Origin of the sequence: Sphaerotilus microaerophilus (assembly GCF_023734135.1) — a bacterium.
Taxonomy (GTDB): Bacteria; Pseudomonadota; Gammaproteobacteria; order Burkholderiales; family Burkholderiaceae_C; genus Sphaerotilus; species Sphaerotilus microaerophilus.
Window position 1 is genome coordinate 3,064,772 of the sequence record NZ_AP025730.1, and the last position, 20,628, is coordinate 3,085,399.

The 20,628-nt window shown below is 66.5% G+C and carries 12 protein-coding genes; 11 read left to right on the top strand and 1 reads right to left on the bottom strand.

Annotated elements, in window-relative coordinates; all coding sequences use genetic code 11:
- The first annotated feature begins 236 nt into the window (after nt 1-236).
- From NGK70_RS13305 to NGK70_RS13355, 11 genes are all read left to right on the top strand, one after another.
- Nucleotides 237-470 (top strand): antitoxin, encoded by a 234-nt coding sequence (locus NGK70_RS13305; protein WP_251969025.1) that lies wholly within the window; start codon nt 237-239, stop codon nt 468-470.
- Nucleotides 470-907 (top strand): type II toxin-antitoxin system VapC family toxin, encoded by a 438-nt coding sequence (locus tag NGK70_RS13310; protein ID WP_251969026.1) that lies wholly within the window; start codon nt 470-472, stop codon nt 905-907. Before NGK70_RS13305 ends, NGK70_RS13310 begins: the two co-directional genes overlap by 1 nt.
- Nucleotides 908-936: 29 nt before the next feature.
- Nucleotides 937-6,234 carry a DEAD/DEAH box helicase gene (locus NGK70_RS13315; RefSeq protein ID WP_251969027.1) on the top strand — a complete coding sequence of 1,766 codons (5,298 nt, stop codon included), beginning with the start codon at nt 937-939 and terminating at the stop codon, nt 6,232-6,234.
- Between the two features lie 18 nt (nt 6,235-6,252).
- On the top strand, nt 6,253-9,111 hold the full coding sequence (locus NGK70_RS13320) for a helicase-related protein (protein WP_251969028.1): 2,859 nt from the start codon (nt 6,253-6,255) through the stop codon (nt 9,109-9,111).
- Nucleotides 9,112-9,134: 23 nt separating this feature from the next.
- On the top strand, nt 9,135-13,169 hold the full coding sequence (locus NGK70_RS13325; protein WP_251969029.1) for an Eco57I restriction-modification methylase domain-containing protein: 4,035 nt from the start codon (nt 9,135-9,137) through the stop codon (nt 13,167-13,169).
- Nucleotides 13,169-14,494: an AAA family ATPase gene (locus NGK70_RS13330; RefSeq protein ID WP_251969030.1), complete on the top strand. Its 1,326-nt coding sequence runs from the start codon at nt 13,169-13,171 to the stop codon at nt 14,492-14,494. Before NGK70_RS13325 ends, NGK70_RS13330 begins: the two co-directional genes overlap by 1 nt.
- A complete protein-coding gene (locus tag NGK70_RS13335) occupies nt 14,491-15,018 on the top strand; it encodes a hypothetical protein (protein WP_251969031.1) in 528 nt (175 codons plus the stop codon). The genes NGK70_RS13330 and NGK70_RS13335 overlap by 4 nt, the downstream gene beginning before the upstream one ends.
- An 88-nt stretch (nt 15,019-15,106) precedes the next feature.
- The gene (locus NGK70_RS13340; protein ID WP_251969032.1) at nt 15,107-15,736 is read left to right on the top strand and encodes an RNA ligase family protein; all 630 of its coding nucleotides are present in this window, start codon (nt 15,107-15,109) and stop codon (nt 15,734-15,736) included.
- A 25-nt stretch (nt 15,737-15,761) separates the two neighbouring features.
- Nucleotides 15,762-16,550 (top strand): HNH endonuclease, encoded by a 789-nt coding sequence (locus NGK70_RS13345; protein ID WP_251969033.1) that lies wholly within the window; start codon nt 15,762-15,764, stop codon nt 16,548-16,550.
- Nucleotides 16,551-16,616: 66 nt separating this feature from the next.
- A complete protein-coding gene (locus NGK70_RS13350; protein WP_251969034.1) occupies nt 16,617-18,680 on the top strand; it encodes a DUF262 domain-containing protein in 2,064 nt (687 codons plus the stop codon).
- A gap of 475 nt (nt 18,681-19,155) precedes the next feature.
- Nucleotides 19,156-19,821 carry an SOS response-associated peptidase gene (locus NGK70_RS13355; RefSeq protein ID WP_251969035.1) on the top strand — a complete coding sequence of 222 codons (666 nt, stop codon included), beginning with the start codon at nt 19,156-19,158 and terminating at the stop codon, nt 19,819-19,821.
- A 113-nt stretch (nt 19,822-19,934) separates the two neighbouring features.
- Here the strand turns inward: NGK70_RS13355 and NGK70_RS13360 are convergent, their stop codons facing one another.
- Complete coding sequence (locus NGK70_RS13360; protein WP_251969036.1) at nt 19,935-20,315, bottom strand: hypothetical protein; 381 nt, start codon at nt 20,313-20,315, stop codon at nt 19,935-19,937.
- Nucleotides 20,316-20,628 lie beyond the last annotated feature (313 nt).

Consider the following 20,628-nt stretch of genomic DNA (forward strand, 5'->3'; position numbering starts at 1 on the left):
GGGAAGAGTCGCTCCAGACTGGGCGCTGTCGCTCTGTGACAGCTCGTCGAGCGCCGGCGTGAGCCGCAAGCTGGCGTTCATGCTCGCGGACTCTTGCAAGGGTCGGCCACGTCCGGACGGACCTCTTCGCCTTTGGACCGACACGTAAGCGACGCAGCCATGCCCCGACTGCTTCGCGGTAACGTGCAGTTCGACATATGTTTTAACATATGCCAATCCAATTCTCGGAGGCCCAAGTGACCGAGCGCCACGCCGCGTTGTTTCGCAACGGCCGCAACCAGGCGGTCCGGATTCCGCGAGAACTGGAGATGGAAGGTTCCGAGGTGCTGATTCGCAAGGAGGGCGACAGCCTTATCCTGACCCCCATCCGCAAGCACAAGCTGCGCGACCTGCTTGCGTCGTGGACCCCGATGGATGGCGCTCTGCCCGAGCTGGAAGACCTACCGCCACAGTCCAGGGGGGGCCTGTGATGGCTGCTACTCAACCGCAGCCGCGCGCGCGGCTCTACATGCTCGATACGAATGCGCTCTACGAGCTAGTTCGCAACCCTCACGGCCCCCTGGCCCAGAAACTGAACACGCTTGAGCCCGATACTGTTTGCACCAGCATCGTCGCGGCGTGTGAACTTCGCTTTGGCGCAGAGCGCAAGGCCTCGGCACCGCTCACGCAGCGGGTGGATCAGTTGTTGCGGGCGCTGACCGTGCTGCCGCTGGACACGCCGGCCGACGAGCACTACGCCGACATCCGCGCCACGCTGGAGTGCAGCGGCATCCCCGGCGGCAACCACGACTTGTTCATCGCGGCCCATGCGCGCTCACGCGGCATGACTCTGCTCACGCGAAACCTGCGGGAGTTCCAGCGTGTGCCGGGATTGACCGTCGAGGACTGGCCGACCGGCGCGGCGTAGTAGCGCTGGCAACATGGGGAGAACAACAAGTGCAAGACGTCTTCGATTTCCGTAACCGCCTCATCGACGAGTACGCCGCGTTTTCGCGCAGCTTCTCGCGCATCGCTGCCGACGACCTGGCCGCACGGATCGACGAGGAGTACGCGCGGGGACGCTATTGGCCTGAGCCGCTCATTCAGATCAATCCCAACTACAAGCGCGACGGCACAGTGCAGAAGCTCGTCAAGGACGGCAGCCTGCATCCAGCGTGCGCAGCGCTGTTCCAGGCTGGCAAGGTCGAAGGCAAGCCGGCTGACCTGCATCTGTACAAGCATCAGATGCAGGCCATCGCCAAGGCCCAGAACCAGCAGAGCTACGTCGTGACCACCGGCACCGGGTCGGGCAAGTCGCTTTCCTTCTTCATCCCGGTCATCGACCGCATCCTCAAGGCGAAGCAGGCGGACCCGAGACCCTGCACACGCGCTATCGTCATCTACCCGATGAACGCCCTGGCCAACAGCCAGCTGGAAGAACTCGACAAGTTCCTGCACGGGTATCAGACGGGACAAGGGCCCTTCAGCGTCAAGCGCTACACCGGCCAGGAGAGCAGCGACGAGCGCAAGGCGATCGCCGACAACCCGCCCGACATCCTGCTCACCAACTTCATGATGTTGGAGTTGATCCTCACTCGCTTCGAAGACATCGACCGTCGCGTGGTCGATCACTGTCGCGGGCTGGAGTTCCTGGTGTTGGACGAACTCCACACGTACCGTGGCCGGCAGGGAGCGGATGTCGCCATGCTCGTGCGCCGTATCCGAGAACGCCTGCAGGCTGAGCAGCTGGTGTGCATTGGCACATCGGCCACGATGTCCTCCTCTGAGCGCGAAGACGATCGCAACAAGGCCGTCGCCGACGTGGCCAGCTTGCTCTTCGGCACACCGCTCACAGCGCTCGATGTGATCGGCGAGACCCTGGAGCGGGTCACGAACCCATCTCGTGACGTCGCCGCCGTCAAGCCCTTGCTCCACGCCGCCCTCCTGAAGGCGGAACACCAGTGGCCGAGCTTCGACGCCTTCAAGGACGACCCACTGGCCATCTGGGTCGAGCTCAACCTTGGTATCAACCTACCTGCTGACCAGCCGCCTCGCCGCGCGAAGCCGATCACCCTCAATGAGGCCTCCTCCCGCCTGGCCGCTGATGCGGGGATTGACCTCGCCGTTGCGAAAGAGGGACTTCGTCGCTTTCTGGTCGCTGCCCACGACATGCGCACCCCGCAGGGCCGGGCCCCCTTCGCGTTCAAGCTGCACCAGTTCATCAGCGGCCCGGGCAAGGTGCTCGCCACGCTAGAGGCTCCTGGCAAGCGACACATCACGCTCGACGCACAGCGCTTCGCCCCGGGCCGCCAGACAGAAGGCACCCGCCTCTACCCCGTTCACTTCTGCCGCGATTGTGGGCAGGAGTACCACCCCGTGTGGCGCTCCGGCAAGGGCGCACCAGCCTTCGATCCCCGCGAGATCGACGACATCTCCGGAGACGATGACGAGGATGCGCGCTATGGCTTCCTCTGCCCGATCCGTCCTGACCTGACCTACAACAGCTGGGAGGACCTGCCGGAGAGCTGGCTCGACCTGAGCAAGGCCGAGCCCAAGGTCAAGTCCACCTACAAGCACGCCGTGCCGGAGTCGGTCAGCGTCACGCCGCAAGGCGCCACGGGCCCCGGCGGCGCGTACTGGTTCATTCCGGGGAAGTACCGCTTCTGCCTGGGCTGCGGGGTCACGCACGAGGCCTACGGCAAAGACATGAACCGCCTCGCCAGCCTGTCCGGCGAAGGGCGCTCATCGGCGACGACCATGCTGACCCTCAGCGCTGTGCGTCAGCTGTTCGAGCTGGGCGAGCCTTCCACAGATCAGCCTGACCCCCGCAAGCTGCTGGGCTTTACCGACAACCGGCAAGACGCCGCCCTGCAGGCCGGGCACTTCAACGACTTCATCTTCCTGCTCACCCTCCGCTCGGCACTCGTGGCTGCGCTACAGAAGCAAGGCGGAGCTCTCGACGAAGAGCATTTGGCCGATGCTGTGTTCAAGGCACTCGGCTTCGACCGCACCGACGCCGGTACGCTCGCCGAGTACCTGAAGACACCCAAGCTGATGGGCTTGGCCCGCCAGGAGGCCCAGCGCACGCTGCGCTTCATCCTGGGCTACCTCCTGCTGCGAGACCTGCGCCGAGGATGGCGCTTCAACAATCCGAACCTCGACCAGCTCAACCTGCTGGCCATCCAGTACCGCGGCCTTGACGAGTTCAGTAGCGAGGTAGCGCTTTTCGCCGCCAACCCAGTGCTGTCCGCCATGACCCCTGGCCAACGCACGGAGATGGCCATCACCGTCTTCGATGCGATGCGGCGAGCGCTGTGTCTCGAAACCCGCTACCTCGACGCCGTTGAGCAGGAGCGGGCCAAAGCCACCGCCTTCCAGTACCTCAGCGAGCGGTGGACCTTTGGCGATGAGAACCTCGAGACGTCGCGCTGGTTGATTCTCAGCAAGCGACCCGACGACAAGAAGGGCAAGCCTCGGACCGATCTGGTGCCCGGCGGTGCACGCTCGCGCCTTCTCAAGGAGCTCAAGGCGCTGCCCCTGTGGAAGTCACCCAACCTGCTGGGCAACGTCAAGGGCTGGAAAGACGCGCAGTGGCTGGAGCTGCTGCAACTGTTCCTGGTCGGAGCCTCGCGCTACGGCTACGCGCAGCGACACGAGGTCGAGCCCAACCTGATCGGCTGGCGCCTGAACGCCTCGGCGATGGACTGGGTGCTGGTCGACACACCCGAGGTCGAGCAAGAGGGCAAGCACAACCGCTTCTTCCGCCAGCTCTACCTCTCGGTCGCCGCCACCCTCACTCAGCAGCAGCACACACTGTTCGACTTCGAGGCGCAGGAGCACACCGCCCAGGTTGATGCGAGCCGGCGCCAGCTATTGGAACAGCGCTTCCGCTACACCGAGAAGGACCGCAAGGACTGGCTGGAGAACCCTGCCCACGAGGCCCCGCTCGAACGGCTACCAGTGATGTTCTGCTCACCCACCATGGAGCTGGGCGTCGACATCTCGGCCCTCAACACGGTCTACCTGCGCAACGTTCCCCCGACGCCGGCCAACTACGCGCAGCGCAGTGGCCGTGCTGGCCGCTCGGGGCAGCAAGCGCTGGTCATCACCTACTGTGCGGCCCTGAGCCCGCACGACCAGTGGTTCTTCCACCATGCCAACGAGATGGTCCACGGCGTGGTCCGCCCGCCCACGCTAGATCTGGCGAACCGCGATCTCATCGACAGCCATCTGCACGCAGTGTGGTTGGCGGCCGCCCAGGTGCAACTGGACACGAGCATCGCCCCGCTGCTGGATCTGGAGAAGCCTGATAAGCCGCTCATGGCGGCGCTCCGGTCGGCACTCGAAGCGCCTGAGGTCACCCACCGTGCCACCGAAAGCGGTGAGCGCCTTATGCGGCAGGTTCGCCCGCTGCTGTCGTCCAGCACGTGGTTCACCGAAGCCCACGTAGCGGCCACCATGCAGCAGGCCAGTGCAGAGTTCAGCGCCGCCTTCGGCCGCTGGCGCGTGATGGTCGACGCCACCCGCAAGCAGATGGACATGGCCGACCAGGTGGTGAAGAGCTACACCACCACCCACCAGGAGAAGCAGAACGCGCAGCGCCGCTATGGCGATGCCGCCCGGCAGTACGCCGTGCTCCTGAAGTCGGGAAACACCCAGAACTCGGACTTCTACACCTACCGCTATCTGGCCAGCCAGGGTTTTCTGCCGGGCTACAACTTCCCGCGCCTGCCGCTAATGGCCTGGATTCCGGCCAGGGGCGGAAGCCCGGTCAAGGGCAAGGACGACGAGGGCAGCATGGTCAGTCGCCCCCGGTTCCTTGCGCTCTCGGAGTTCGGGCCCCGTAGCCTCATCTACCACCAGGGCCGCATGTACCGGGTGGTCCGGGCCAAGCTCAACGTGGGCTCGGCCGATCACGTGTCGGGCAACACCACGCTGGCCACCGTGGCCAGTCGGGTGTGCAGCCAGTGCGGCTACGCGCACATGGGCGGAGAAGATGGCTCCGAACCCACCGAGAACCTGTGCGAGAACTGCGGCGCCCTGCTCACCGACCACGACTGGGTGCGCAACCTCTACCGCATCGAGACAGTCGAGACCGTCCCGGTGGAGCGCATCTCCATCAACGACGAAGACCGCCAGCGCCAAGGCTTCGAGCTCCAGACCACCTACCGCTTCTTGCCGGGCCCAGAGGGCCGGACGGCCCTGCAGACCTCGCTGGTGCTGAACGCTGCTGGCGATGCGGACTCACCGCTCGCCAGCCTGAAGTACGCCCCTGCCGCGCAAATCTGGCGCATCAACCGCGGCTGGCGCCGACGCAAGAACAAGGAACAGCTGGGCTTCTACATCAACCCCATCACCGGCCAGTGGAGCCGGAAGGACGAACCGGGCGGCAGCGACGACGCTGCGGAAGCCACGGAGGAACTGCTCAACAAGGTCCCCAACCAGTCCATCGTCCCCTTCGTTGAGGACCATCGCAACGTTCTGATCCTGGCCCCTGTCAAGCCGCTCGAAGCCCCGGCCATGGCCACGCTTCAGGCCGCGCTTAAGCGCGGCATCGAGCTGGTGTTCCAGATCGAAGAGTCCGAGTTGGTTGCCGAGCCCCTGCCCACCCAAGACGACCGCAAGGCCCTGCTGTTCTACGAAGCGGCAGAGGGCGGCGCCGGTGTACTCACGCGCCTCGCAACGGAGCCTGATGCTCTGGCACAGGTGGCGGCACAGGCGCTGGAGCTGATGCACCACCGCAAGCCCACCGGCGCCTGGTCGGTGGAAGGTCTGCCTGAGCTGGAAATCAAACGCAAAGACGGCAGCAGCATCTGCGAAGCCGGCTGCTACCAGTGTCTGCTGTCGTACTTCAATCAGCCAGACCACGAGCACATCAACCGCCGCGACGCCGGCGCCCTCGGCCTGCTCGTCGCCCTGGCCAACGCCCGGGTGGCCCCCCAGGCGGCAGAGGCCGCGGCCCCATCGGCGCCAACGCAGCCCCTGGCTGCCGCTGGCGACGACAAACACGCCCAGTGGCTGCTGGCCGTCCGGGCTGCAGGTTGCCGCGCCCCCGACGAAGGCCCGCTGGCCGTCCTCGGTGGCCGAGCCCAGGTGGCGGCCCGCTACAAGGCGACCCGCACGCTCGTAGCCCTCGAACCTTTGCCGTCCGACGTGGTGTCGGAACTGGCCGATTTGGGCTGGACCGTGCTGGACATGTCAGACCCTTCCCAGTGGGCGCAACAATTCAGCACTCACGCCTCCCTGTTCACCTGATTTCTGCTCCGCAAGCTGATGACAACAACCGCCACCGAGTTCCAGCCTGGCAATCTCGTTCGGGCCCGTGGCCGCGAATGGGTAGTCCAGTCCGACACCCGGCTGTCTGATGGCGCCTCCGCCCTGCGCCTGCGGCCCCTGGGCGGCTCTGACGACGACGTGATCACGTTGCTGCCGGAGCTGGAGGAGTTCAGCCCCGTCGAACCGGCCACGTTCGAGAAGCCCAACCCGGCCCAGGCGGGCAACCATGCTGCGGCTCTGCTACTGCGTGATGCCCTGCGCCTGAAGCTGCGCTCCGGTGCGGGCCCCTTCCGCAGCTTCGGCAACATCGCTGTGGAGCCGCGGGCGTATCAGCTCGTGCCCCTGCTGATGGCCTTGCGGCTGCCCACCGTGCGGCTGCTGATTGGCGACGACGTCGGCATTGGCAAGACCATCGAGGCCTCGCTGATCGTCCGTGAACTGATGGACCGCGGCGAAATCCAGCGCTTGGCCGTGCTCTGCCCGCCCCACCTGGTGGAGCAGTGGCAGGGCGAGCTGCAGCTGCGCTTCAACCTGCCCGCCGTGGCGTTGACAGCCGCCAGCGCCAGCCGTCTGGAGCGGCAATTGCCTCACGGCGTGGGCCTGTTCGACCACCACCCGGTTGTCGTGGTCAGCCTGGACTACATCAAGAGCGAGCGCCACCGCGAGCATTTCCTCTCCATCGCACCCGAGTGCATCGTGGTGGACGAAGCCCATACCTGTGCGGCCAGCGGTGCCGGCAAGCAGCTGCGCTTTGAACTCCTGCAGCGTCTGGCGGGCAATGCAGACCGGCATCTGTTGCTGCTGACCGCCACGCCCCACTCGGGTGATGAGGTGGCGTTCTTCAACCTGCTGTCGCTGCTCAATCCGGTCTTCGCAGAGCTGCAACACCGCACTTCGAAGGACGATCCGCTGCGCGAGCAACTGGCGCTGCACTTCGTCCAGCGCCGTCGGAAAGACATCGTTGAATGGCAGACCGCCACCCAAGACGGCCACGGTTTCCCTCGGCGCATGAAGACGGAGGTCACCTACCGCCTCAGCGGCGCCTGGGGCGGCTTCTTTGACGATGTGCAGGCTTACTGCCGGGAGCTGGCCGAGACGGTCGAGCGTTCGGGCGACGCTGGCGGCGCACGGCTGATCTGGTATGCCACGCTGGCCCTGTTGCGCTGCGTCGCGTCTTCGCCCGCTGCAGCCGCCAAAGCCCTCAACACCCGGCTCGAAGGACACCTGGGCTTGGGGGAAGACGGCGACGACAGCGAAGAAGACGCTGCCCTGGCTGACCTGCAGGATGGTGGAGCCGAAGACCTGAGCAGCCTCGATCTGGAGCCTGCCGCCCAGCTGCAGGCGGAGACCGGTGCGCAACGCCTGCAAGCCCTCATCGCCACGGCCGAACGCCTCAGCGGCGCAGCGGGCGACCCCAAGCTCGCCGCGCTGGTGGCGCACGTCGCCGACCTGCTCAAGGACGGCTACGCGCCGGTGGTGTTCTGCCGCTACGTGGCCACCGCCAACTACGTGGCCGCCGAGCTGCGCAAGCATTTTCCCAAGGCCCTGGTCGATGCCGTGACGGGCGAACTGGTGCCCGAAGAGCGCCGCGAACGCGTCAACCGCATGGGAGAGGCCGACAAGGACACCGGCCGCGTGCTGGTGGCCACCGACTGCCTGTCAGAGGGCATCAACCTCCAGCACCTGTTCACCGCCGTCGTGCACTACGACCTGGCCTGGAACCCCACCCGCCACGAGCAGCGGGAAGGCCGTGTCGATCGCTACGGCCAGCGCGCCACCGAAGTGCGCTGCACCATGCTCTACGGGCAAGACAACCCCGTCGACGGCTTTGTGCTCAAGGTCATCCTGCGCAAGGGTGATGCCATTCAGAAGGAGCTGGGCGTGCTGGTGCCCATGCCCGAAGACCGCCCCCGCATCAACCAGGCCTTGGTCAAGGCAGCACTGATGCGCCGCAGCACCAGCAGCAATTCCAGCCCGCAGCAGGCCTTCGACTTCGGCGAGCCCGAGCAACTGCTCGCGCCGCTGCAGACGCGCTGGCAAGACGCTCTGGACAAAGCCCGAAGCAACCGCACCGTGTTTGCCCAGCGGGCCATTCGGCCCGCCGAGGTGCTGCCCGAGTGGCACAAGCAGCAAGAGGCACTGGGCTCGCAGGCCGACGTGCAGCGCTTCCTGGCCAGCGCCTGTGCGCGCCTGAACGCCCCGCTGGAGGCCTACCGCGGCCAGCACCGCTTGCACCCCCAACACCTGCCAGAGCCGCTGCGCCTGCGCCTGGCCGACGAAGGTCTGGTGCCCGAAGGCAGCAGCAAGCCGCTGCTGCTGGACACAACCGAGCTGCACCGCAGCCACCCGCTGGTGAGCGTGCTGGCCGAGTACCTGATCGAAACTTCGCTGCAGGGCGAAAGCACCCTGGCCGCGCGCAGCGCTGCCACCGTCACCGCCAGCGTGGACCGCGTCACCACCGTGGTGCTGCTGCGCCTTCGCCATCAACTGGCCTACCAGCGCAAGCAGCTGAGCTTTCAAATGCTGGCCGAGGAGTGCGTGGCGCTGGCCATACGCGGGCGGCAGAACCCTGAGTGGCTGACCGGCCCCGAGGCCGCTCGCCTGCTCGAAAGCACCCCGGCCGGCAACCTGCCGCGCGAAGCCGCTGAACGCGAAGTGACGAGGGCCCTGGCCGCACTGCAGGCAGAGACCCCTCGGCTCGAAGAGCTGGCCCGGCAGCGCGCCGCCGAGCTGCTGCAAGACCACGAACGCGTGCGCAAGGCCACTGAGCGCCGCGGGGGCGGCCAACACCACGTGCAGCCCTGCCTGCCAGTAGACGTAGTGGGCGTGTACGTGCTGCTGCCCGATGCGGTGTGACGCTGCAGCCTGACCACAAGAACATGAAGACCTCTCGAACCACCGGCCTGAACCTTCCGGCACTGCGCCTGGAAGGCAGCTTGTTCCTGCCCGACATCCTGGAGAAGGCGGCACTTGGCCAGGGCCGCCTGCAGACCGAGGCCGACTACGGCCTGCCCAGGGGCCTGAAGCTGCGCGACGAGGCCAGCCGCGCCTTCCAGATCGCCAGCGCCCAATGGCGTACTTTTGCAGGGCTGCTGGAGCGCACTGACTTCAACCCGCAACGTGCCAGCATGCAGTTCGTCTGCGAGCTGCTGCGCGATGCCCTGGCTTACCCTGCGGTCGCCGCTGTCAGCGGTGTGCCGGTGGGCGACCGCGTCTACCCCATCACTCACCTCGCACACCCGGCTCCGGCCGCGCAGGCCGCGGGCGCCAAACCCGTAGCCGTCGTCGTCGCCCCGCACAACCAAGGCCTGGACGACCCCGACCCGCGCTTTGCGGTGCAGGGCTCGGGGGCCAAGCGCAAGTCTCCGTTCCAGCTGGCCCAGGAGTTCCTCAACGCCAGCCCTGCCCACGAATGGGCCCTGGTGAGCAACGGGCGCACCCTGCGCCTGCTGCGCGATGCCGCCACGCTCACCCGGCCGAGCTACCTGGAAGTGGACCTGCAAGACCTGCTGGCCGGCCAGCGCTTTGTGGAGTTCCGCAGCGCCTGGCACCTGCTGCAAGCCAGCCGTGCCGGCCTGCTGGACCTGGCCACCGAAGACGCCACCAAGGCGCCGCCGCCCGTGGCGTGGGCCACCTGGCAGCAAGCCGGCCAAGAAGAAGGCACCCGCGTCCGCGAAGGCTTGCGCCGCGGGGTGACCGAGGCCCTCATCACCTTGGGCCAAGGCTTCATTCAGAACCCTGCGAACGACGCCCTGCGCGTGAAGCTGCAGACGGGCGACCTGACGCGCGATGACTACTTTGCCCAGCTGCTGCGGCTGGTGTACCGCTTCATATTTCTCTTCACGGTGGAGGAGCGTGGCCTGGTGCCCGCGACCGCTCAGCCGGGCGACGACGACGCTACGGCCCAGGCTCGCCACGCAGCGGCCCAGCTGTACGCCGAGGGCTACGCCATGGCCCGCCTTCGCGACCTGGCCCTGCGCCGTCGGGCCCAGAACCGCCACAACGATCTCTGGCAGGCGGTGCGCATCGTGTTCCGCGGCTTGGGCAAGGGCCAGCCGCGGCTGGGCCTGCCGGCTCTGGGTGGTCTGTTCGCCGATGCCCAGTGTCCGGACTTGGACGAAGCTTCGCTGAGCAACGCAGCCCTCCTCGCGGCCATCAAGAGCCTGCGCTGGACGACCACGGCAGGGGGCTCGCTCACGCCCATCAGCTACCACAACATGGACACCGAGGAGCTGGGCAGCGTCTATGAGAGCCTGCTGGAGCTGGTGCCCGATCCGGACGTTCACAACCGCAGCTTCGGCTTCGTGGGCCTCACCAGCGAGGGCAGCACCGCCGGGAACGAGCGCAAGACCAGCGGCAGCTACTACACGCCCAAGAGCCTGGTGCAGGAGCTGATCCGCAGCGCACTTGAACCCGTCATCGAAGACCGCATCGCCCAGAACCCCCAGCAGCCGGTCGAGGCCCTCCTTGGGATGAAGGTGGTGGACCCGGCTTGCGGCAGCGGGCACTTCTTGCTGGCTGCTGCACGGCGCATGGCCGAGCGCGTGGCTGCGCTGCGCTCCGCCGATGGGGCCGTCACGCCGCAGGCTTACCGGCACGCCATGCGCGAGGTGGTGGCCCGCTGCATCTTCGGTGTCGACCGCAACCCGATGGCCATCGAGCTGGCGCGCACGGCGCTGTGGATCGAAGGCTTCGAGGAGGGGCGGCCTCTGAGCTTTCTGGACCACCATCTGCAGGTCGGTGACGCGCTGCTGGGCTTGACGGACCTGAAGGCGCTGGAGCACGGCATCGCCAAGGATGCGTTCAAGGTGCTGTCGGGCGACGACAAGGCCGTGTGCAAGGTGCTCACCAAGGCCAACAGCGCCGCGTTGAAAGACCTGGAGAAGAAGCGCCTGTCCAAGGCCTTTGGCCAGCTGGACGTGGTGCACCAGGCCGACAGTGGGCTGGCGGCGCTGCAGGCCATCGAGGCCATGCCCGAGGGTGACACCGCACAGATTGCGGCCAAGTCCCAGGCCTACGACACCTACCTCACCCAAGCGCGCACCGGGCGGCTTGCCCAGGCCGCCAATCAACTGTTGGGTGCCTACCTGCTGCCCAAGACCGAAGCGACGGCAGGCACCATCCCCTCCACGGCCACGCTCTACCTCACGCTGCTGGGCATGCCGTTGCAGCAGGCCCGGCAAGCCGTGCAAGCGGCGGCCAACGAGGCCTGCGAGAAGGCCCGTGTGTTGCACTGGCCGCTGGCCTTTCCGCAGGTGTTTGCTGCGGGTGGCTTCGACTGCGTGCTGGGCAATCCGCCCTGGGAGCGCATCAAGCTGCAGGAGGAAGAGTTCTTCGCCACCCGCCACACCGCCATCGCCGAGGCCAAGAACAAGGCGGAGCGCAGCCAGCGCATCCAGTGGCTGAGCGAGGGCATGCTGGCGCAGCACCTGTTCCCAGGCGAAACCTCGCACCACTCTCCGGCCGAGAGCGACGCGGAACAGCGTCTCTTCGACGAGTTCATCACTGCCCGCCGCACGGCCGAGGCTACCAGCCTGTTTGCGCACGTGAAGGGTGAAGACGGGGGGCGCTACCCGCTCACGGGTGTGGGAGACGTGAACACCTATGCCCTGTTTGCCGAGACGATCAGCCAGGTGACGAACCCTGCCGGCCGGGCTGGCTTCATCGTGCCCACCGGCATCGCCACCGACGACAGCACCAAGGCCTACTTCGGACACATCACCCAAAACAACCGTCTAGTCAGCCTCTACGACATTGAGAACCGCGAGGCGGTATTCCCTTCAGTCCACCGCAGCTACAAGTTCTGCCTGCTCACGCTGGGCCAGGCCGAGCAGGCAGAGTTCGTGTGCTTCGCAAGTCAGGTGAGCCAGCTGACCGACCCACGTCGGCGCTTCACGCTCACGCCCGATGAGTTCCGTCTCATCAACCCCAACACGCTCACCTGTCCAGTGTTCCGCAGCGAGCGCGACGCGGAACTCACCAAGAAGCTCTACCGAGCAGCGCCCGTGCTGATCGACGAGAACAAGTCTGACGGCAACCCCTGGGGCGTGTCGTTCATGCGGATGCTCGACATGGCCAACGATAGTCACTTGTTCGCCGACGCGCCGAGGCCGGGTTTGCTTCCGCTCTACGAAGCCAAGCTCATCCACCACTTCGACCACCGCTGGGCCACCTACACCCCCGAAGGCAACAGCCGCGATCTCACCGTAGCGGAGAAGGCCGACCCGTTCCGCGAAGTGGCGCCCCGTTATTGGGTGAGGGCTGAGGAGGTGGAGCAGAGGTTAGCGGATAGGGGGTGGCGTAATAGGTGGTTGATGGGGTGGCGCAACATCGCAAGAAGCACCGACGAAAGGAGCTTCATCGCAACGGTGATGCCGCTTGTAGGAGTCGGGCATTCGATGCCGATCTGGTTTATCAGCAAGCCGGCGCCGCTGGCGGCAGCCTACCTAGCCAACATGACCGCATTGGCTTTCGACTACATCGTCAGGCAGAAGCTCGGAGGAACAAATATGACCTACGGGTACTACATGCAGTACCCGGTTCTGCCTCCGCAACACTACCAGAGCGCGGATCTGGCATTCATCGTGCCGCGCGTCCTGGAGCTGACCTACACGGCGCATGACTTACAGCCCTGGGCCCAAGACCTGGGGTACGACGGCATGCCGTTCGCCTTCGACCCCACGCGTCGAGCTCGCCTCCGGGCAGAGCTCGACGCCTACTATGCCCGCCTCTACGGCCTGACCAAGGACGAGCTTCGCTACATCCTTGATCCAGCGTCCGTGATGGATTCAGGCTACCCCTCCGAGACCTTCCGCGTGCTGAAGGACAAGGAAGAGAGAGAGTTCGGCCGCTTCCGCACGGCTGAATGGGTGCTGGATGCCTGGGACCGCCTGGAAGCTGGAACGCTCAACTGATGCTTACGCACCTCAAGCTCGAAAACTTCAAGATCTGGCGCAGCACCGGCCCCATGCGGCTGGCGCCGCTGACCTTGCTGCTGGGAACCAATTCGTCGGGCAAATCAAGCCTCATCCAAAGCCTGCTGCTGATGCGCCAGACCGTGAAAGGCGACGACGCGGGCCTGGATCTGAACCTGGGCAACCCCGACGCCGACGACACGGTGACGATGGGCCAGTTCAGCGACCTGCTGTGCCGCCACGGCCAGGCTACCGAGACCACACCTGACAGCCAGGTGGGCATCGAGTTCCGCTGGCAGCCCCACGGCAGCGCCACGGCCGACACCACCCTGTTCTCGGCACGCTACCGCGCCGGCCCGGCCGGCAGCGCCGAACTCGACGCTCTTCGCCTGGGCCAGGATGGACAAGGTTTCACGGTGCTGCGCCGCAAGCCCGGCATCTACCGCCTGCAACTGGCGACACGTCAGCGCCCCGAGGGCCAGAGCGCGGATTTCCGCCCCGAGCGCTCCTTCGCCTTCTCCGCCGCCACGCTCAACAAGCTCGGCCCGCTGGCCGATGAGATCCGCCCGGTGGGCCCAGCGCTGCTGGACGAACTGAGCCGCATCATCTACCTGGGCCCCGTGCGCCAGCTGGCCCGCCGGGACTACGTGTGGAGTGGCCGCATGCCCGCCCACATCGGCGACGACGGCGGGCGGGCGGTGGATGTGCTCATCGCCAGCGGCGTCGCCCAGCAGGGAAAGCCCGGCTCGGCAGGCGAAGCGGGCCGCATCTTCCGCGAGGCCGAGCAATGGTTGAAGACGCTTGAGATTGCTGACGGCCTTCAAGTGCGCGCGCTGGGTAACTCGGCCCGCTATGAGCTGCTCGTCAAGCACCGTGACGCCGTGGTCAACCTCAAGGACGTGGGCGTCGGCGTCTCGCAGGTCATCCCGGTGGTGGTGGCGGCCCTGTTCTCAAAGCCAGGCCACATCGTCATCGTCGAGGAGCCCGAGAGCCACCTCCACCCGCTGGCCCAGGCCAAGCTGGCCGAGCTGCTCGCCAAGATCAGCGCAGAGCGGGGGGTGCAGTTCATCGTGGAGACGCACTCCGAGCACCTGTTCCGGCGGCTGCAGACCCTGATCGCCCGGCAGGAGGTGCAGCCAGAGCAGGCAGCGCTCTACTTCGTGGAACGCGATGGTCAGGCGGCCAAGCTGCGTGAGCTGAAGCTGGACGACTTCGGCCGGCTGACCAATTGGCCAGACAAGTTCTTCGGGGACGCGTTGGGCGAAACCCGCGAGCAGGCAAGGCTGATGTTCGATCGACAAGCCGCCAAGAAGGCTGCGTCATGAGCCCGCGCTACGTGGTCGACACCAACGTGCTGATCGCAGCCAGCGCCGCGGACCCCACCCATCCGGCCGACATCGACGCCACGCCCCGCGAGCCCGAGTGGCGCAAAAAGGTGTGGGAGTGGCTGGATAACTTCCAGGCATCTGACAGCTTCTTGGTGCTGGACCGTGATCAAGAAATCCAGAGCGAGTATGAGAACAAGCTCGGATTCAACGACTTCGGCATCCAGGTGGTGATGCACAAGTGGTCGACGTCGGCCGTCGAAGCGGTGGACCTGGAACCTGATGGTGACAGCTACAGGACACTGCCGCCACCCGTGGCGGCGGCCATGTACGACCTCGCCGACCACAAGATGGCCGCGGCGGCCTACGTGGCGGTGAACACATTGGGGCCTTGCCCCATAGCCTTCGCTGGCGACACCGACTGGCATGGGTGGGAGGCCGTCCTGGCCGATCACGACATCCGGCTTGAGCCCGTCATCCTCGACTGGTCACTCGCGAAGTACCACGAGAAGCTGGCACGCTAGGCTCCCGTTCGATATGGGCGAGTTCTTTCGATTTCCTCACACCCCGCACCTGTCGTGGCTTGGCGAGGCAGAGCCACGAGACGACAAGGTGCTGTCGGTCACGGACGTGGCCGGCCTGTTGCACGGCGCGGTGGTGGTGGAAGAGAAGCTCGACGGGGCCAACCTGGGCTTCTCCCTGGACTCTGCCGGCGAACTGCGCGTGCAGAACCGCGGCACCTATCTCAGCGAGCCGTACGCCGGGCAGTTCGCACGCCTGCCTGCGTGGCTGACCACCCACGGTGAGGGAATCGCAGAGGCCCTGCTGGACCACCACGACTCACCGCTCATCCTGTTTGGCGAGTGGTGCGCCGCCCGGCACTCGCTCGCCTACACCCGGCTGCCCGATTGGCTGCTGCTGTTTGACGTCTTCGATGCGAGGGCCGGGCGCTTCTGGAGCAGTGCGCGCCGCAACGCCCTTGCTCAGCGCCTGGGCTTGGTCACGGCCCCGCAAGTGGCGCGTGGTCGGTTCCGCCTGAACGACCTCATCCAGGGCCTGGACACCTGGCCCAGCCGATTCCGTGATGGCCCGCTGGAGGGTGTCGTGATCCGCCGGGAGTCGGACGATTGGTGTGAGCAAAGGGCGAAGCTGGTGCGGGCAGACTTCACCCAGTCCATCGGTGAGCACTGGCGCGGCCGCCAAGTGGAATGGAACCGCCTGGCCACACCCAACAGCCACTGATGCCAACCTGAAACCCCCGCTCCCAATGAACCTGCTGCAGCGCGCCCTGATCGAGAAGGCTGGCCACGACAACGGCTTCGAGCATGTGCTGCCGGCTGTGACGAAGGGCTGGGTGGCGCTGGGCTCGGCACGTCACCCGGTCGAGGTGCTGGTGCAGGCGGGACCCGGTGGGTTTGCAGCCAAGCTCAGCCGCTGCCAGCCCAGCCTGCCGGGTGAGCTGACCCGCAGCTTTCCCGAGGCAGCACAGGGCAAAGACTCTTCAGGTACGGCCTTCACGCTGCCCACCGAAGCCGCACTCGCCCGCTGGCTGCGCCGCGCCGCCGTGCTGGCTCAGGCCTTGCCCGATCAGGCGATGACGGCCTTCGATGCCCAGGTGCAGGCGGCACTGGCCGAGCTGGAGCCCGCTGCTGCGAAGAACACCGAGGTGCAGCGCCTGGTGCGCCAGCGTGTGGGCCAGCAGGCGTTTCGCCACGCGATGCTCGACTACTGGGGCGGCGCCTGCGCCGTGACCGGCGTGGCGGTGCCTCAGGCGCTGCGCGCCAGCCACGCCATGGCCTGGGCACTGTGCGCTACCGACGCCGAGCGGCTGGACGTCTACAACGGCTTCCTGCTCAGCGCCAACCTCGACGCCTTGTTCGACGCCTACCTGGCCACCTTCCTGCCGGACGGTGAGTTGGTGATTTCGCCCGCCGTGCCGGCCGCTGCGCAGGTTCAGTTGGGCATCGCCCCGGACCTGCGCCTGCGATGGCTGGATGAACGGCACCTGCCCTACCTGGCCTTTCATCGGCTGCAGTGTGGTTGGCTGAGCGAATGACGTCAGGCTCCGGCACCGCGAGAATGCCCGTGAAGGTGCTTCAGAAGGAACTGGGAGATCAGGACCATGCAGCCGAACAAGACTTCACCGCTGGCGATGTTCGGCCAGCCCTTGCAGTACCTGGTGCCCATTTTCCAGCGGGGCTACGTCTGGACGGTGGAACGGCAGATCCAGCCGTTGTGGACCGACATCGTCGACCGGGCCCAAGAGCTCGAGCGTTACGAGGCCATTCGGCAAACCGCGGAAGCCCAGGGGGCACCTCATTTGGCGCGGCAGCCGCGCCGGCACTTCCTGGGCACGGTGATCGTCACTGAGCATCGCGCCGGCGCCATTGGCGAGCCGACAACGGCAGAGGTGATCGACGGCCAGCAGCGCATGACCAGCACGCAACTGCTGGCGCTGGCCTTCCGCGACGCCGTGGCGGGCATGGACGACACCTTCCTGCGCCAGTGCATGGACACCTACACCGCCAACGGGGGCAGCTACCGGGCGCCGCACGCACGCTTCAAGGTGTGGCCCACCAATGCTGGACGCAAAGAGATGACCCACCTGGTGGAGGCACGCTCGTTCGAAGCAGTGTGCCAGGCATATCCGGTGGTCACCCACGGCGTCGGCAAGAGCAAGAAGCGCGTGCCCAGGCCACTGCTGGTCGAGGCCTACATGTACTTCTACGGTGTGATCAGCCTGTTCCTGCGGGGCGTGGACTTCGATGAGGTCGAGCCGCCGGAAGCGGGAAGCCTGGATGCTCTTCTCGACGAGATGCTGCCGGAGGCCGGCCACGATGTCGACCGGACGCTGGCTGCACGATGGATTCGGGAAATCCGCCACGAGACGGCACCCACGCTGCCGCGGCACGAGTTGCCGATCCTGCCTGAGCGAATTCAGCTGCTGACCACCACGCTGACCGAGTACGTCCAATTGATCGAATTGCGCCTGGGCACGGACGATGATGCCCAGGTGATCTTCGAGTCCCTGAACGACCGTGGCGAGCGGCTGACCCCGGCCGACCTGGTGCGCAACTTCGTCTTCCTCGAGGCCACGCGTAAGAACGCGTCGGCCGCAGCGCTGTACGACCAGCATTGGCGCGACTTCGACGAAGCGCCGGCCGAGAAAGGCGCGGTCAGCAAGAGCAAGCTGTTCTGGAAGGTCGACGAGCGCCAAGGTCGTCTCACCAACACCCGGCTGGACACGCTGCTGTACCACTACGTGTCGATGCGGACCATGAACGATGTGAAGCTCGATCACGTGTTCGAGGAGTTCAAGCAGTGGTGGCTGGCCGGCAAGAAGGACGTGGATCTAGAGCTGGCCCGCCTGAAGCGGGCTGCGACCGTGTTCCATGCCATGTTGCTGCCCGACCGCAGCACGAGACTGGGCCGCTTCGCGCACAACCTGCGCGTGTTGGACAGCACCACTGTCACGCCGGTGGTGCTGTTCCTGGCCGAGCGTCTGGGTAGCGGGAGCGAGGAGTTCATGGCCTGCCTGAAGGTGCTGGAGTCTTACCTGGTGAGGCGCACCGTGTGCGGCCGCCCCACCAAGGCCTACAACCGCATCTTCCCAGGTCTGCTAAAGCGCCTCAGCGAGGCCGAGGCGCCCTCGGCGGCGCTGGTGACGGAACACCTGAAGGGTTTGTCTGGCGGCGAGACGCAGGACTGGCCCGACGACACCACGTTCCAAAAGGCCTGGCTGGAGCTCAACACCTACAAGGCGCTGCGCACCGCCAAAACGAAGATGCTGCTGGAAGCTCTGGAACTGGGCAGCCGCAACGACGTTCATCACGAGTCGGCCGTGCTGCCGAGCGCGGCCCTGCACGTGGAGCATGTGCTGCCCGTGGCGTGGGAAGCGCATTGGCCCGCAGCCGGCGACGAGACGGCCGTGATGGTGCGCAACCACCTGCTGCACAACATCGGCAACCTCACCCTGCTGACGGCCAAGCTGAACCCGTCGCTCAGCAACTCGAGCTTCGACGTCAAGCGCCCCGAGATCACCAAGAGCCTGCTGGCGCTGAACGCGCACTTTCAGCGGCCACAGTTCAACCAGGCTGGTGCGGTGTGGGACGAGGCGGGCATCCGCGACCGGGCCCGCGACTTGTTTGCCGTCGCCAAACAGGTCTGGCCGCATCCGTCTGCCTAGATCTGACGCATGAACCCCGGGGCTTCCAGCCCATTGTCGCCACCGCTCCTCGGCGACTGGTTGGGAGCAGACGACCGACGTTGGCATTGCCGGCGCATGCGACTTCAACCGCTGCAAAGCGGTCTTCAAGATTGATGATGCGACCAACCCCTTCGGGCCCTGTCCAGCCGTACACCGTGGAGGCAAGGCACGGTTTGCGATCAGCGTCCCGGCAAACCGCAGTCAGTTGACCGGTGAGCGAGGTGGAGTGGTCCATCGAGGGTTCGATCCATACCAGCACCCATTCGCCACCCGCACAGGTCATCAGCTGCGACCGGCAGGGCCAGGGTTTCCGCGACCGGGTCGCATCAAAGCGCGTGCAGTTCCAGACAGGAACCGCGCTGATCTGCGACCTTAAGGTGCTGCAGCGCGAAGACAGCAGCGAGCAGCGAGTCCAGGTTGCCGTGGACAGCGCGCGGCCGCTAGAGTCACGCCCATGTGCACCCGCTACATCACCCCCGAGCAGGCGGCCATCGAGCGCTTCTGGCACATCGGCGCGCGCAACCCGCCTCAATGGTGGGCGCATGACATGTTCCCGGCCTACGCCGGCCCCTTCCTCCGCGCTGCCCGTGACGCCGTCACGCCCGGGCGCGAGCTGGTGGTCGGCCAGTGGGCCCTGATCCCGTGGTTCGCCAAGGAGCGCAAGCTCAAGTACCCCACCTGCAACGCCCGGTCGGAGGAGCTGGCCCAGAAGGCCAGCTACAAGCACCCCTGGGCGCGGGGGCAGCGCTGCATCATTCCGGCGGCAGCTTTCTTCGAGCCCTGCTGGGAGACGGGCAGGCACGTGCCATGGCGCTTCACGCGCGCCGACGGAGCGCCCTGGGGCCTGGCCGGGCTGTGGAACACCTGGACCGATCCGGCCACGGGCGAGCTGGTCGAGAGCTACACCATGCTCACCCTGAACGCCGACGCCCACCCGCTGATGGCGCGCATGCACAAGCCTGACCCCAAGCGGCCGGCCCAGCTGCAGGACAAGCGGTCGGTGGTGCCGATCGAGCCTGAGGACGTGGACACCTGGCTGCACGCGCCCCTGGAGCAGGCGGCCCAGCTGGTGCGGCTGGCGCCGGCCGAGCTCTTCGTGGCCGAGCCGGTGTCGGGCTGACCGCGCCGACTTCTGGCGTGCGCGGACTGGGGAGACGGGGGAGCCGGGGAGGATGACCTACCCCCAGCTTCCCCTGTGCCCCCAGCCCCAAGCGCGGTTCGCGCCGGCCACGATCACGCCAAGGGCACTTCCAGCGGCCCGCTTTCTACCGTCGCGCCCGGCGCTGCTTCCCCGACCGGCACACACCACCAGGCCTGTGGAACGCGAACACCGACCGCCGGATGGCCCTGGCGCTCCAGGCCGACGAAGACGAAGCCACGTTCGGACAGGCGCGTGATCCTGACGAACTCCAGCATGCACAAGATCCGCGCGCACTGCTCGGCACCCTCGTGGAGGCCGGCCGTCGTCTGGACCTTGGGTACGTCAGGAGACGCAGTCGGGCCGGCACGGTGCGTCCCGACGCGCAGGTGGCCGCGCAGCGGCGGCGACGCCTGCACCTGGGCGGCGCTGCGCTTGCGGCCGTCTTCGCGCAGGAGGTAGAGGTCAACCAACATCCTGCCGAGCCTAGGCAGGGCACTGGCTCACTGCGTGCGCCCCTGCACCCGGCACGGTCTTGTCCACGACGGCCGACACCGCCAGTTGGCCGTGCGCCTGGGCTGTTCCGGATTTGCTTCCGGTCGAGGTCCAGGAATGGACCGAGGTTTTCGCGCCAGCGGCTCCGTTCCCCACCAGCATGGGGATGAACCGCACCGGTGCCCGCGTCAGCGGCCGGCACGGCAGCAAGTGCCTGCTGCCCACAAGCTGGAGGGGGACAGGCACTGCGGATTATTCACACCCGTTTTCCCCCTTTGGGGTGCCCCCCAGCGC

What these genes read in the sequence shown, in the direction of transcription:
- NGK70_RS13330 (WP_251969030.1), top strand. Translation starts at nt 13,169, where the DNA reads ATGCTTACGCACCTCAAGCTCGAAAACTTCAAGATCTGGCGCAGCACC.
- NGK70_RS13335 (WP_251969031.1), top strand. Translation starts at nt 14,491, where the DNA reads ATGAGCCCGCGCTACGTGGTCGACACCAACGTGCTGATCGCAGCCAGC.
- NGK70_RS13325 (WP_251969029.1), top strand. Translation starts at nt 9,135, where the DNA reads ATGAAGACCTCTCGAACCACCGGCCTGAACCTTCCGGCACTGCGCCTG.
- NGK70_RS13350 (WP_251969034.1), top strand. Translation starts at nt 16,617, where the DNA reads ATGCAGCCGAACAAGACTTCACCGCTGGCGATGTTCGGCCAGCCCTTG.
- NGK70_RS13360 (WP_251969036.1), bottom strand. Translation starts at nt 20,315, where the DNA reads ATGTTGGTTGACCTCTACCTCCTGCGCGAAGACGGCCGCAAGCGCAGC.
- NGK70_RS13310 (WP_251969026.1), top strand. Translation starts at nt 470, where the DNA reads ATGGCTGCTACTCAACCGCAGCCGCGCGCGCGGCTCTACATGCTCGAT.
- NGK70_RS13345 (WP_251969033.1), top strand. Translation starts at nt 15,762, where the DNA reads ATGAACCTGCTGCAGCGCGCCCTGATCGAGAAGGCTGGCCACGACAAC.
- NGK70_RS13320 (WP_251969028.1), top strand. Translation starts at nt 6,253, where the DNA reads ATGACAACAACCGCCACCGAGTTCCAGCCTGGCAATCTCGTTCGGGCC.
- NGK70_RS13355 (WP_251969035.1), top strand. Translation starts at nt 19,156, where the DNA reads ATGTGCACCCGCTACATCACCCCCGAGCAGGCGGCCATCGAGCGCTTC.